The sequence below is a fragment of the Shewanella polaris genome (assembly GCF_006385555.1).
Classification (GTDB): Bacteria; Pseudomonadota; Gammaproteobacteria; order Enterobacterales; family Shewanellaceae; genus Shewanella; species Shewanella polaris.
In genome coordinates, this window is the sequence record NZ_CP041036.1 from 2173978 (window position 1) to 2187954 (window position 13977).

Here is a 13977-nt window from a genome sequence, read left to right on the forward strand (position 1 = left end):
TGGTTTTTAACCTTGAATCATTTATAACCGATGGTTTAAGCGTAAAGTGCTTTATTAAGCACTGTTTACTTGGACGTTGCCGCATTGCTTAACTTACTGAGTACACCTGAGATTTTATTGATCACCTTATCGCAGCCTTTAATATTATGACGTTGTTTAATGTATTCCGGATTGTTATACGACAGCCAAACGTTGTTATCAGCATCCTCGCTAATCAAAACCTTTTGAGGTAAATCAATCGCGACGAGTTGGCTGCACTGCATTAATTGCGTACCAATCTTAGGATTTCCAAAAATGATGACTTCAGTTGGCCTTAATGTTAATCCCACACTGGCAGCATTTTTTTGATGATCAATCCGCGTAAAAACCGTAAATCCTTTGTCTTTTATAATCGACTCAAATCTGTCAGCAGTTTCTTTGGCTGAGTAATGACTTTCAAGAGTGATAAGGCTTTCGACCGCATAAGCTTGAGTAGATGCTATCAAGACAACAAGGGCTAGCGAAATATTTCTAATCATAATGGTTACCTATTGGTTATGTTTGATTAATGATGGCACTTTGACCAAGCTTAATTTGCAAAAACATTTGTCTAATAACTATACACCATGACCCATTAACGGGTTAACCATTGCTCGTTATCATATTGACCCTTGATAACGTAACTAGCCTGATACTGGAGTGCAGTGAGCGATTAAAATCCATTAATACGTATTGTTGAGTATCGAATGTTGACCTAAATTATCATTGTGATGCTAATTTTACCGCAGTACCAAAAGCCATTATTTCGGAACAACCATCCATAATTGCACTCGTTGTAAAACGGATCCCCACAATCGCATCGGCTCCTTTTTCTGCCGCACTGTCAACTAAGCGTTCAATGGCAACATCTCTGGCTTCATTTAACATTTCTGTATAACCACGGATCTCGCCACCCACAATGCTTTTCAGTCCAGCCATGATATCGCGTCCAACGTGTTTTGATTGAACAACATTTCCCGTAACAATACCGACTATATCAATAATGTCTCTACCTGGAATCGTTTCTGTAGTGGTATAAATCATAAATCCTCCATTAAACAAGGGCACTTAATTATCGTACTGCGAACAGACTAAAATGGGAATTCAATTAGTAGCAATTAACTGGATAGTTTCGTTTATACTTTAGCGAGCTATTGTGGTGTATACGATCCACAATTCGCTGGTGGACGTAAAAGCTTATAAAGTAAACGAGCAGTATGTTGATAGCTTTTTACTTGATTTACCCATCGTTAGTGTGAATAAATACTCGCGAAAGTGAATGTAAGTTAAAAATTTACTTAGGGTAATACTTTATTTTTTGCATATTTAGGAATAATCATGCAAATACAGGTTTAAGTTTATTACGCTCGCCTAATCACTACTATTATTAGGGCTTCTGTTTACCACAATTATTCCGGACTTATGATGATTGTTATTGATAACGTCAGCGGATCTCTCTCCATGGATTAATAAATTCAATTTTTTAAGTTCAATGTTTGCAAGTGCAATGGTTGTAAGTTCAATGTTTACAAGTGCAGTGGCTGTAAGCAGTCCATTGGTAATCTTGGTGTTGGTCTCTCAGTAAAATGTTAGGCGTTAATCGTATCATTAGTCGTTAAGAGGTTTGTTTGGCTTCACATCACTCGTTATTAAATCATCAACGTCATTTTGAACGTATAGGGCCAGACTATCGTAATGGCGACTCGGTAAGCTTTCTCGACATCAAGCATACCTTTGGCCTACAACATATTCGCGTTGGCAAATGGGTCAATCGTGAAGAGTCAGCACTTGCGGCTAATTTGATTTTTGATTCACTAGCCGATCTTGCCAATATTTTAGCCGTGCCGCCTGAGTTAATAGGTTTACGCGGCAGCTTACGCTTTGCCTTTGGCCATGGCGGCCAAAAAGGAGTACAAGCTCATTACTCACCAGCATACCGAGAACTGGCATTGGCCAAAAATGCCGGAGCAGGGGCGTTGGCTCACGAATTTTGGCATGCATTCGATCATTACATTGCCGACAAAATGTTTATCGACGACAGTTTATTAGACCCATATTTATCCTCCCTGGCGTTAGCAGAACAAAATGCCAATACAAGTCGAGTTAAAAGCAGTCGTGCTAATTTATTTGCTTGTGCCAGCGACAACTGGCTGGCCGATAAATCCATAGTTGCTCACCCGCTTAATCAACAACTCTCAAAGTTATTCCAAGTCACCTTGCTCAATACTAATGGCCAAGAACCTCACGATTATGTTCGCCGCTCCATCGTATTAGATAAACAGCAAGGCTGCCATTACTTTGCCAAACCTACTGAAATGATGGCGCGAGCCTTTGAATCCTGCATTGAAATGTATTCACAAGACTATGCAGAAATCTCTAACCCATACTTAGTAAATAGCACTATCAACTCACCACTTGCTAAACATGGCGCATATCCAGATGCACAGCATTGCCATGAAATATATCAAACCATGATGAAATATTTTGAACCTTTAGGGTTAGCGTTTGATAAAGAGCAGCGTTAGATACTGCGAGGTTCCACAGAATGAGTTTAATTGAGGTAAATATGGATGCAGAATAACGGGAACTGCTATTAAGTATCAAACGCTTACTGTTATAGTAAGCTGTTATTTTAGATCTACATCCTGCTTTACACTCAGAAGTGTAACCAGCACTGCATAAGGAAGGCTAAGTGAGTATTTTATTTTATGATGACAAGGCTGATTCCCTTGCAGAGTTATACCTGTCTCTTTCATTTGACGACGTCCATGGGCGTTGGCTTGAACTTCTCGCAGGACTTAATACCATTGATAAAATCCACATTCTTGATGTAGGTGCAGGCTCGGGTCGAGATGCGCGCTATTTAGCCCAGTTGACAGGTGTTGATAATCAAAAAGCATTCGTGGTGGCAGTTGAGCCCGCAGAGCGTTTGGCGCACATTGGTAAACAGACTACCTTGGGGCTCAATGTCATTTGGATTGACGATATGCTTCCAGAACTTATCAATGTAAAAGCTTTGCAGCATAAATATCATCTGGTGTTATTGAGTGCTGTGTGGATGCACCTTGAACCCATACAAAGAAACCAAGCGCTGGCAGCCTTGTCGGCATTAATGGAGGACAATGGATTAATAGTCATCACACTTCGCCATGGGGAATGTAATGACGAGCGATTAATGTATCCCGTCTATGTGGATGAGATTGTTCGGCTTGCACCGTTATACGATTTGCAGATGGTGAAGATTACCGATAGAGATGAGGATACCTTAGGTCGAAGCGGTGTATGCTGGCAGACCATGGCATTAAGGAAGACTTTCAGTGAAGATAATGGGCAAGGAAGGAATTTATAATGCTTGAACCTATTCAACAAGTTGCCTTTATTAATTATTTACAACGCCTGTTGGTCGAAGGTGATTTTGTTGCAACTTACAAGTTTGCTTTGTTAAATGCGATTGCCGACATCTGCATAGAACGTCCACTGAGGCTTGATTTAGACCCAGACAGTCAAGACAAGGTTTATTACACTGAAATCACTGAAAAATTTATCGAACTCTACTGGCAACATGCCTCACCCTTTGGTGAAGTTGATGGTAAAGCGTTTATCCTGTTACAAAATACCGGTACTCAAGCTGCAATAATCAATCAGATCTACTTATTACAACAACAAGGCGTAACCAGCATAAGTCAATTGAAGCAACATAAAGATTGGCAAAAATTACTCAATAAAGCCTTAAAAGTGCTTAAAGAAGGGCCATTATGGCGTTTACAGCTATTGGCCGGTCAGTTGGACTGCTATTACTATTCACATGATAATTCGAAAAATTATATTCAATTACAGCCGGGGATCAGCTTTTGTTTTCGACGTTTTCATGATCTTGTGGTTGGTTTGGTAAGAAACAGCTGGATTGATAAAATACGCGCTTATCCACAAAATCAGGAAGTCATAGGTGACAAGGGTAACTTGAGTGACTTTCTGTTTGGCAGTAATCGCCAGTCATTAATACAAGCTCGACATGTAATGCATGATATTCAGCATGGTTTATGTTTTTACTGTAAAAGGAAAATTCTAAGAACAGGGCAAGTGGATCATTTCATCCCTTGGGCGAGATACCCAAATGATCTTGCACATAATTTTGTCCTAGCCCATGACAGCTGTAATCGTCAAAAGAGCGCACACCTTGCAGCCCAAAGCCATAAAGATGCATGGTATGAACAAAATATAGTTAAACATTCTGCACTAATTACAAGCGAATTAAGTCGATATTTTAGAGCGGACTGTCGTCGTTCAGAGGCTATTGCGAGTTGGGCTTACCAGCAAGGGTCACAAAGTAATGTTTTACTTTGGTTAGAAGGTAAGACATTTGTGCCTTATTTGGGAAGTTCTGCGATCGATTGCTAAATTAATCGCTTAATCTCTAAAATTGAATATGGTTTTTATCAAAAAACGCCATAAGACAGGAAAAATTCTCGGTCTTATGGTGTTACTCAATTTTGAAGTTGTGTTTACTCATTTACTGCTTGTATACCACGCCGACTTTCATCACAAAGGTGACGTTTTCCATCAAACTTATGTTATCCAACGGATTGCCATAAACAGCGATAATATCAGCTAGGAAACCAGCTTTAATTTGGCCTAAGTTATCTTGTTTTATCAAGGTTGCACTATTAATAGTAGCCGCTTGTAATGCTTGCATCGGCATCATGCCAAAGGTCACCATGCGGGAAAACTGTTTACCGTTATCGCCATGAGGATAAATAGCCGCATCAGATCCAAATACCATCTTAGCACCTGCTTTAACGGCTTTTCTAAAGCTATCACGCTGTGCTTGCGACATTTGTTTTTCTTTATTGATATTGGCTTCAGGTACCCCGTTAGCGGCGCCAAAGGCGAGGGTATATTCAGTGTTGTAAATATCGCAAGATAAATAGGTACCAGCTTTTATAGCCATCTTAATCGCTTCATCGTCCATAAAACTACAATGTTCAATGCTATCAATACCGGCGCGAATTGCATCTTTAATGCCGCTAGGGCAGCGATAACAAGGCCGCGCATATGCGCTTCATCTGCTGCGCGCCAACTTGGGTGCCTTTAGAGAACACTCCGCCAGTGGCATAGACTTTAATCGCATTGGCGTTGTATTTATTGTTTTCGCGCACTTTAGTGCGTATTTAGGGGCCGTCGGCAACACCTTGATATTTAGCATGGGTTTCTGGTGCGGGGAAGTTATCATGGCAATGTCCGCCTTAATACCAATGGCATGTCCTACAGCCCAAATGCGTGGTCCAGGAATATCGCCAGCATCTATACCATATTGTGTATCAATTTGTATTAGTAGATAAAACGAGAGGGTATTTTGATGGTGATGGCCTAAATAATCTTTGAGTATTTGGTATTGTTGTGCAGCTTTTGCGTAATCCAGTGTTAATCATTTCAAAATATTGATCAATTCGGGTTCTATGTTAATGAAATTTTATTCCTACTTTGAGATTGTTAAGGCTCTTGATAGCTACCTTAACGTTAGTTGTTTGCAGTAAAGTTATCGGTCGATAGAGAAAGTGAATGTAGTTACCTATTAATATATTAAATGGCAAGCGGATATCTTTAACTGTTGCATGGTGTTATTGCTGTTTAACCATGTTGGTGCTGTATTCGTTTGTGTTTGACGTTTATCCATGTAGCCTCTTTTTGCTGTTAATAACCCACTTGTTGGATCACCGCGATTGCCGTTTCATTTCGGCCTTTTTTAGACGGTACCCGATGGCCTGTGTTGGCATTAGTTTTCATGGTTTGAATAAATTGATTCATTTGCGGGCCGATGCTGATGTGTATCGGTCGATTTTTCCCGTAATAGTACAGGCGATCAAATTTCAGGTTTTCGCACATCCATTGCGCGACTTGTTGCATATCAACACTTTTATCTTCTGTGTTGCTAATGACGGTAAAGTCGCATGCGGCACCTAAACGGTCGCAGATGATTTTTTGATTTTGATTGAGTTCGTGAGAGCAGTGCTGGTCAAGCTTTGGTGCTATATGTGGATTACGGTTTTTAGCAATTTTTCTGACAAGTTCTGGCGAACAAAAGCCATAGGTTAGCGACAAGGGGCCAAATTGATCGACAATAGGGTCGAGTATTTGGGTGGCCAGTAAACTGAGGGCGCGCCAAGTGTCAGGCTGTAATGGCAGGTTTTCAATATTATGCTCCAGTGCTGTTACACCACAATTAATGAGATCTGCATAAGTGAAAAAGCGGCTCGCTTTGCCATTGATATTATAAGTAAACAATCAAAGTCCATCGTGTACGTCATTTGGGACAACAATACCGTGTATTGATATGGCTGACTAGATTGAACAGCAAAAAGTGATGATAAATTAGTGAAATATTGGTTAACCATTAACTAGTGTGATTTCTAATTTATGGGGCTTTAGTGACATTTCATAAAACCAAAAATTTAGATTACGGACTTATGTTGTATTTATTGAACTTTTAGTAAACAGATGAGGTTTTTGAAATAAAATTAAGACATTATTGAGTAATCCCTTTGAATCTGTTCAATTGAGATACTTGACCATCAGATGAATAATAAGAGACTGATTAATTTAGCGATTGTTAATATTCTTGATTATCATATTTTGACCAAATGGGCACTTGGGGTGGATAATATTTAACTAGCATAATGTATTAACAAAATGTTACATTATTGTTATCTAATAAGGTTTTTGTTGTGAGGGGAGCATGTAAATGAATGATGTTGTTGAATCAAACCATGTGATGAAGATCCCTATCGATAAACTTGTTCTTGGCATGTTTGTTACAGCAATAGATCGTCAACAAAGCAAAGTAGACATTCTTAATCCGGGTAAAATTAAACACCATGATGCCATCATTAAGCTTAAAAATAGTAATGTCACCACAGTTTGGGTAGACATTGAGCGCTCATCTGACAATTGTGGTTTATTCAAATCTGATAAACCAAACGATTCGATTAAACCACTAGCTCGTAAAGCGACTGTCACCCGAGATGCAAGACAGCTTCAAGCTAAAAATTTGCTTGCTGAAGCAAAGGGGCTTATTCAAAAGGTATTAGCCGAAACCTATGAAGGTAAAGCGTTTGACATTACTCAATTTGATGGCCTTGCCGATAAGATGATTGAGACGGTAATGGACAATGAAGATGCTTTTAAATGCATTTTAGCGTTACGTACTAAAGATTGTCTAGTCCTAAAATAGGTTGACGGTTTTTATTAAGCCAGTTGGAACTCCCGACTGGCTTTTTCATGCACTTCGTTTGGGGTTTTCATTCCTAAACTAAGGTGCGGTCTTAACTCGTTATAAATCCTAATAGATTCTTTGATGAGTATTGCCAGCTCCTTCATCGTACGACAGCGGTAAAGTAAAAACTCTTGCTTCAAAATACCATTCACTCGCTCAGCTAACGCATTCTGATAACAATCATACCCATCTGTCATCGATGGCCTTATCGCATTCGCAGCCAATTTATGTTGATATTCTGCTGAGCAGTACTGTATCCCTCTATCTGAATGATGAATGACATCACTGGTTGTCTGACGATTCTTTATCGTCATCTCCAATGCTTTAACAACATCACTGGCTTTCATTTCATCACTTAATTCATAACCCATTATTTTTCTTGAATATGCATCTGTGACTAATGATAAATAGTGAGTTCCTTCGTCTGATTTTACGTAGGTTATGTCACTGACAAATACCTCTTCAACGCTCTTCACCACTCTGTCTTTGAGTAAGTTTGGGTGTTTTCTCAACCAATGGTGGCTATGGGTTGTCTTGGTGTAATTCTTCCTAGGCTTTACTAACATATTGTGTTGTTTTAAATACTGAAATAGGCCGTCCCTACCTAGCTTTATGCCTTGTTCAAGTAACTGTGGCTTGATGAGTTGATAAAGCTTACGCGTACCCACTCTGGGCATGAACTGACGCCAATACATAACCATAGTCATCACCGGTTTTAACATGTCAGCTCTTGCTGCTAAGCGCTGCTTCCATTGATAAACAGCTTGTCTTGATAGGTTAAACTGCCGACTCGCTGTCGCTAGCTTTACAGTGCCTTTTTCTTTGGCAAGCCAGAGCGTTCGGCTAAGTACTTTTTTTCTAAATCAATACCGTACTCATTTTTAAGTAACTCGACCATATCGCCATAAATCATATTTTTCATTTCGAGATTGGAGACTTGTTTCTCTAATCGTTTGATTTTCTGGGCGGGTGTTTCTGTAGATTTGGACATAGGTGAATGCTCAATCGGCTGGGACCAATCTAATCTACCATGTTTTCGTAACCATGTTAGGACGGTACTTCTCCCTTGAATGCCATAGTGGTTTTGAGCTTGCTTATACGTTAGCTCGCCTTTTTCTACTTGACTAACAACCGCTAATTTAAAGCCTAATGTGTAATCTCGTTGAGTACGTTTTATATTGATTGATACTGAAGGTTTCATAGATAAGTCTCCAATGTGTCAACTTATCTCAGGACGGGACAGATGCTTACTTGCTAGAACATTCCATTAATGTTGCTTTTTTATTGATTACCTTTGGTCAACATCTAAAACTTGATATTGATGTACTTAGACAGATGGCTGTGGGGGGTATTTTGCATGATATCGGTAAAATAAAAGTCGATGATACCATTCTCAATAAACCCAAAAAGCTAACGCCTGAAGAGTTCGAACATATGAAATTGCATCAATTTTTTGCAATACAAATAATGGATGACACTAAAGGTTTATCGCAGATGAGCAAAGACGTATGCTTGATGCATCACGAAAAAATTGATGGTAACGGTTATCCAAACGGCTTAAAGGGCGATGAAATTCCACTTCATGGGCGCATGAGCTGCATCGTTGATATATTTGATGCTCTGACTGCCGAACGTTGTTATAAAGAGGCGATGAGTCCTGCTGCTGCATTTAAGGTTTTGATAAGCTTAACCCCATTTCACTTAGATCAATCCTTAGTTTATGAGTTTATCCGCTGTATCGGTGTATACCCAGTTGGTTCGTTAGTGTTACTTTCTGATCAAAGAGTAGGCATTGTTTGGGAAGCAAAAGACCGTGATGTATTTCACCCTATTGTAAAGTGCTTTTACTCGCAAAAATATAAACGCTATACCGAAATTGTCATGGTAGATTTATTAAAAACATCGGTGGATATTGAACGAGGTATTACTCCTAGCAGTTTAGGTATTAATCCCGCACCATTTTATTGATTACTTTGATATTTATAATTAACAATATTGTATCCTTAAAAATTGTATAAGTATTCTGTAAATGTTTTTAAATCATAATTAGTATTAATTAATTTAATCAGTTAATTATATTATATCGCCACTAATAAATTCTATTCTCAGCTCAAGTCGATAGAACAATAATGACCTCCGATAATCATATAAAACAGATATTACACGGACTTTACCAGACTGAAATTAATTGGCACAGTGTTGATAAAAGTGCCATGACAGATTCACATATTGTAAATATGATAATTGAGTTAAGTAAATACTAGTTGAAAAAATCGAGTATATATTCAGAGTGACCAATGGTTGTTAACATTTGAAAAATGCTCTTAGACAATTTTGGTTAGGATTTTTTTATTGATAATGAATAGATCGCTTTGGGTATCCAGCGTTTTCATCTAGTCATAAGTCTTATTAGGCGTTGCAGAAGGAGCGGGGTTGGACGCTAGGGATATCCAACCCATTTAGGTTTAGCATTGATGTTCAAAGGATTTCTGTTACCTCTTGGCTCGTTTACCCAACTCAGTGTCTAGCAAATTTATCATTTGTTCTGTAGCGAAAGTAATAGCATCGCCAATGGTTTCAGCATGCTCACTGGTTGTAATTGGACGTTCCCCAGCAAGCCTAACTTCAAGTAAACAGCGCTTGTCTTTATTACCAGACTTGGCTGAGCTGTTTTCGTCACTTAAATGTACTTCAATACGGGTGATTTGATCACTGAAACGGTTGAGATCGGATTTCAAACTATCTTCTACATGTTTAGCCAGTGAATCTTGTCCGGATATATTTTTGTCGGTATTTATTTGGATTTGCATGACAATGTTCTCCTGTAATTCAGTTTTATGATAGGCCTATCGTTGGTATTGAGCTTGTGTATGGTTTTAACCGACGACCTCAATTTACACGGTGGTAACCAATTGATATTATAAAACTTTTTATAATGCACAAGTTGATTTTGCACATGGTTTAATTCAGTTTATACCTAAGTTTATCATTCAACAAATAAAACTGTATAAATAGTATGCAGATAAAATGTATTAATCCATGCAGAAATCGTTAAGTACAACAGAAGAAAAATCTCGTTGAGTTTCATCTCGTGGGATCCCCAACTCTCTTAGATTAGTATGACAAATTTATAGCGATGCTTGGGAGTTAATAAACCGAGAGATTGACTTTAAAAGGAGTTGCTTAGCGGCTTCTCATATAAGGAATATTGATGAGGGTAAGATATTGCCCGCTGTGTGAACTTTTAAGTAAATTGATTACTGCCGCGGTATTATTTCGTTGATTAAGCCTAAACACTTGATGATAGTTCAGACTGCTACACTAATACTTGGCGGGTGTTGGCGATGTAGTGATGGATCTGCGCTTCCGTTTTTGTGTCAATCATCACTTCCGGTCGACGGTGCTCAGGGCAAGGCATACGTGGTGTTGTGCCGAAAACACGACATATCAATGGGCGCTCTTCATAAACCTCGCAACCATTTGGGCCCAAGTATACACAGTTCCACTCTTTTAATGCGGCTTCATGTTGAGCGTTAGTTTTAAAGGGGAGGCGTGCCATTTCTTCAGAAGATGTCGTTACTGGGCCACAACAATCGTGACAACCTGACTTGCATTCAAATGATGGAATTCGTTCTCGCAGCAGATCGACTATCTCTATGTTATTTTTCATTCGTTATTAACTCTTAATGTACATATCACATCGGCTTGAATAAATCGTAGTGTGCTAGTTCAATAATGAAAAGCATATCATTATTAAACGTTAATCGATTGAGACATTAAACTCAAAGCAATTAACGTTTACTTAGCAACCTATAAGCCTTGCTGATACTGGGCGTTAGTTGAGATTGTCACCAGTTGGTTTAACTCTACTTTAGATTCGCTAACGCCTTTAAGTACGTTTTCGAAATGGGTAACTAGCTGAGTTTTATCTATTTCAGCTTTTGATCCAGACCCAATGTTGGTGAGGTCGATAAAGAACTCATCAAATAAGTGCGATAAATCTTCAACGGCTTCGATGTTTAAGAACTGCTCGTGGTTATAAATACTTGGGTAACCACCTTTTTGCTTGTCTACCGCAAATGAAATGCCTTTCACATTCGTGATAGTCGTGGCTTTCTCACATTTAAGCATGCAACCATCTTCAATACTGGGTTTACTACAACCGACTGTTTGCTGGAAAAAGCATTGTCGGCTAGTCATCATCAAAATGGGATGATAGATGCTATAAAGCAGTTTGAAGTTTTCTGGTCTGGCGATATTTTTAATTTGATTACGGTTAATTTCGTTCGAAATAAATGCGCCAGCACAATTTAATTGTTCTTGTAATGTAAGCAAGGCATACGAGTTAGTAGTGTTTAAAAACGGTCCAGCAATCCATTCAATGCCCATTTCATAGGCTTTAAACGCAACGCCAGTATTATTGGTCACGATACGTTTAGGCTTAACCACTTCTAACACTCTTACCGCTTCGATGTAATCTTTACCAATGAGCACGGCCGGAAACCACGGAATAAGCGTTGGATTACGCAAGAAAACATCAATGTACTTGTCATCATTTTTCTTAAAACTTTCTGGCAACTTGAAGTAAATATCAGCGTCGGTAACATCGCACAAGTTGACATCTTTTTCGTCACTAATAAGCAAAGACAATGTTGGTGTGTCGGTCACTTTAGGATGCTTAGGTAACTTAGGTAAGGTGACTGCGCCTATGTATTCTCTTTGTGTTAGCTGTAATAGCAATTGATTTTTAAGCTGAGTTAATTGACTGAACGGTAAGCTTAAATCTGTACCTAAGTTGTCAAAGTTGAATGCTTGTAACAGGTAGCCAGTGCTTTTTAAGCTTTTAAAGCGTTTCTCAATAGCCGCTTCGTCAACACGAGACTCGGTTGCTTGCGTTAATGTGATTGTTGATTCAATCACAAAATGTTGATCTGGTGTGGTTACCGTTATCGTCAAAGGTTGATTTACTTGGCCTGCAAATGCGAGGGTTAATTCTGGCTTTGCAATACTAAGATGATTAATCTTTTCTGCTACCAACTGAACAATGGCATCTTTTTCTGATGACAATGTTTGTTGTGCTTCTTGTATTTGCACCACAGATATTGCGTTACTTTTATCGTTAGCATGTTTAAAGCTGTTATCGCGTGGGTTATCGATAAACATGTCTTTGGTGAGATTACCCTTTAAAAAAGAGTTGGTAAAATCACGATTAAACACTTTGTGCAAGCTCGAGTCATCGGCCAGTAATCTACCTGTGTCGATAAATTGGTCAATCTGTTTGCGCCAAGTGTCTACCACTGTGTGAACGTATTGAGCGCCTTTAATACGCCCTTCAATTTTAAGTGAATCAACACCTGCATCAACCAGTTCAGGTAAGTCAAAGTAGGCTGAGTTGTCTTTTAAATTAAGGGGAAACTTGTTACCAGCTGCGGTGATTTCATATTCATCACGACATGCTTGGCTGCAGCGGCCACGGTTACCTGAATTGCCGACACTAACAGAACTTGAATAACATTGGCCAGAGAAGGCAATGCATAATGCGCCATGAACAAACACTTCGGTAAGCACATCATGATCGTGGGCTAGGGTGGTCAAGCTTTTAATTTCGCCAAGGTTTAGTTCGCGCGACAAGTTGACTCGAGTTGCACCAATTTTAGCTAAAAAGGCAATTTGACCTTCGTTATGGGTCGTCAGCTGAGTAGAAGCATGTATCGCTAAACTTGGGAAATGCTTGCTCACTAAGTTAAATAAACCTAGGTCTTGTACGATTATGCCGTCAATGCCGGTATTCACCAGTTGATTGAGTAACTTGACCAATGTAGGCACTTCGTTTTCTAGAATAACGATATTCATGGTAAGAAACACTTCACACTGGTATTGATGAGCGAGCGCAATAACACCAATTAAGTCATCGAAGGATAGGTTAGCGGCTCGATTGCGGGCGTTGAAGGTATCTAAGCCACAATAAACGGCATTTGCACCGGCAATTATCGCTGCTTTGATCGCATCGACATCTCCACCAGGTGCCAATAATTCGATTTTTCTATTCATGATATTTTCGCTATTTTTATTCGTTAAATATAAATTTTAGGACGCGAGTTTACGTGTATCTGTTGCTGATTACTATTTTATATCAGCTTAAGTTAATAAACGGTTTGTAAACAATCCCTTGTATTACTCACTGGCTCGCATTGACTTGCAATAAGACGGTTATTTTATCTCATCTAATACCCAATCGGCTATCCCTAGCTGAGGTTAACTAAAATACAAATGCGTTTCATTTACTCATCATGGTTAATAAGCGCTATATCAGATAACTATTAAAACCGTTCTGGCATAAGTGGGCTATGGAAATAGTGAAATTTCAAAGGTACTGAATATGATGATTTTGTTAGGAAGGTATAGCCATCAGAGCGGAGTCTGTATTTTAAAATGGTACTAGTGAACTGTGTTGCTAAAAATGAGTTGTGAGAACGCAATTTATGCGTTGAGGGTTTATCGCTTGTTTCTGACATTTTAGTGGATGTAGATATTGTCAGTAGCGGGGCAAATCTAAACATTAAGGTTAATAGTGTTAGTTGTAAAAGTAGCAATGCTGAACGAAAACCTATTAACGATGTGTGGGTATTAATAGGTTTGCGTCAGCTATAGTCTATGCAAAAGGAACAGAGAACTACCCCTTTTACATC

At 39.0% G+C, this 13977-nt stretch carries 11 protein-coding genes and 2 pseudogenes; 5 read left to right on the forward strand and 8 right to left on the reverse strand.

All coding sequences use genetic code 11. The annotated features are described in order from the left end of the window. Positions 1 to 65 precede the first annotated feature (65 nt). Together FH971_RS09485 and FH971_RS09490 are read right to left on the reverse strand one after the other, a co-directional pair. Positions 66 to 518, reverse strand: coding sequence for a DUF302 domain-containing protein (locus FH971_RS09485; protein ID WP_140234135.1), 453 nt, complete (start codon positions 516 to 518; stop codon positions 66 to 68). 223 nt (positions 519 to 741) lie between these two features. Then, entirely contained in the window at positions 742 to 1062 is a 321-nt protein-coding gene (locus tag FH971_RS09490; protein WP_140234136.1) for a heavy metal-binding domain-containing protein, read from the reverse strand. A gap of 584 nt (positions 1063 to 1646) precedes the next feature. On the opposite strand from FH971_RS09490, the gene FH971_RS09495 reads away from it, so the two are divergent. The 3 genes from FH971_RS09495 (at position 1647) to FH971_RS09505 (ending at position 4416) form a co-directional block, all read left to right on the forward strand. Next, positions 1647 to 2543 (forward strand): CLCA_X family protein, encoded by an 897-nt coding sequence (locus FH971_RS09495; RefSeq protein WP_140234137.1) that lies wholly within the window; start codon positions 1647 to 1649, stop codon positions 2541 to 2543. 167 nt (positions 2544 to 2710) lie between these two features. Next, on the forward strand, positions 2711 to 3367 hold the full coding sequence (locus FH971_RS09500) for a class I SAM-dependent methyltransferase (protein ID WP_140234138.1): 657 nt from the start codon (positions 2711 to 2713) through the stop codon (positions 3365 to 3367). After that, complete coding sequence (locus FH971_RS09505; protein ID WP_240778467.1) at positions 3367 to 4416, forward strand: HNH endonuclease; 1050 nt, start codon at positions 3367 to 3369, stop codon at positions 4414 to 4416. Before FH971_RS09500 ends, FH971_RS09505 begins: the two co-directional genes overlap by 1 nt. Before the next feature lie 112 nt (positions 4417 to 4528). Here FH971_RS09505 and FH971_RS09510 read toward each other — a convergent pair. Next, positions 4529 to 5326 (reverse strand): annotated as a pseudogene (locus tag FH971_RS09510) (metal-dependent hydrolase family protein); the annotation flags it as partial. Positions 5327 to 5709: 383 nt separating this feature from the next. After that, complete coding sequence (locus FH971_RS09515) at positions 5710 to 6300, reverse strand: hypothetical protein (protein WP_140234140.1); 591 nt, start codon at positions 6298 to 6300, stop codon at positions 5710 to 5712. A gap of 457 nt (positions 6301 to 6757) precedes the next feature. On the opposite strand from FH971_RS09515, the gene FH971_RS09520 reads away from it, so the two are divergent. Further along, complete coding sequence (locus FH971_RS09520) at positions 6758 to 7246, forward strand: DUF3391 domain-containing protein (protein WP_140234141.1); 489 nt, start codon at positions 6758 to 6760, stop codon at positions 7244 to 7246. A gap of 14 nt (positions 7247 to 7260) precedes the next feature. On the opposite strand, the gene FH971_RS09525 is transcribed toward FH971_RS09520, so the two are convergent. Beyond that, positions 7261 to 8489 (reverse strand): IS3 family transposase gene (locus FH971_RS09525; RefSeq protein ID WP_140233926.1). Its coding sequence is split into 2 segments (ribosomal slippage): positions 7261 to 8138 and positions 8138 to 8489, totalling 1230 coding nucleotides; the frame shifts between segments, so codons are not numbered across the junction. 38 nt (positions 8490 to 8527) lie between these two features. Here FH971_RS09525 and FH971_RS09530 point away from each other — a divergent pair. Next, positions 8528 to 9256, forward strand: a pseudogene (locus FH971_RS09530) (HD-GYP domain-containing protein); the annotation flags it as partial. 524 nt (positions 9257 to 9780) lie between these two features. Here FH971_RS09530 and FH971_RS09535 read toward each other — a convergent pair. The 3 genes from FH971_RS09535 to FH971_RS09545 all read right to left on the reverse strand — a co-directional run bounded on the left by FH971_RS09535 (position 9781) and on the right by FH971_RS09545 (position 13339). Continuing rightward, entirely contained in the window at positions 9781 to 10098 is a 318-nt protein-coding gene (locus FH971_RS09535) for an HPF/RaiA family ribosome-associated protein (protein WP_140234143.1), read from the reverse strand. 506 nt (positions 10099 to 10604) lie between these two features. Further along, positions 10605 to 10958: a YkgJ family cysteine cluster protein gene (locus tag FH971_RS09540; RefSeq protein ID WP_140234144.1), complete on the reverse strand. Its 354-nt coding sequence runs from the start codon at positions 10956 to 10958 to the stop codon at positions 10605 to 10607. A gap of 140 nt (positions 10959 to 11098) precedes the next feature. Continuing rightward, entirely contained in the window at positions 11099 to 13339 is a 2241-nt protein-coding gene (locus FH971_RS09545; protein WP_140234145.1) for a peptidase U32 family protein, read from the reverse strand. Positions 13340 to 13977: the final 638 nt, after the last annotated feature.

Excerpts from the sequence above, each read along its gene's own strand:
- FH971_RS09505 (WP_240778467.1), top strand. The coding sequence starts at position 3,367 with ATGCTTGAACCTATTCAACAAGTTGCCTTTATTAATTATTTACAACGC.
- FH971_RS09485 (WP_140234135.1), bottom strand. The coding sequence starts at position 518 with ATGATTAGAAATATTTCGCTAGCCCTTGTTGTCTTGATAGCATCTACT.
- FH971_RS09520 (WP_140234141.1), top strand. The coding sequence starts at position 6,758 with ATGAATGATGTTGTTGAATCAAACCATGTGATGAAGATCCCTATCGAT.
- FH971_RS09535 (WP_140234143.1), bottom strand. The coding sequence starts at position 10,098 with ATGCAAATCCAAATAAATACCGACAAAAATATATCCGGACAAGATTCA.
- FH971_RS09540 (WP_140234144.1), bottom strand. The coding sequence starts at position 10,958 with ATGAAAAATAACATAGAGATAGTCGATCTGCTGCGAGAACGAATTCCA.
- FH971_RS09545 (WP_140234145.1), bottom strand. The coding sequence starts at position 13,339 with ATGAATAGAAAAATCGAATTATTGGCACCTGGTGGAGATGTCGATGCG.
- FH971_RS09490 (WP_140234136.1), bottom strand. The coding sequence starts at position 1,062 with ATGATTTATACCACTACAGAAACGATTCCAGGTAGAGACATTATTGAT.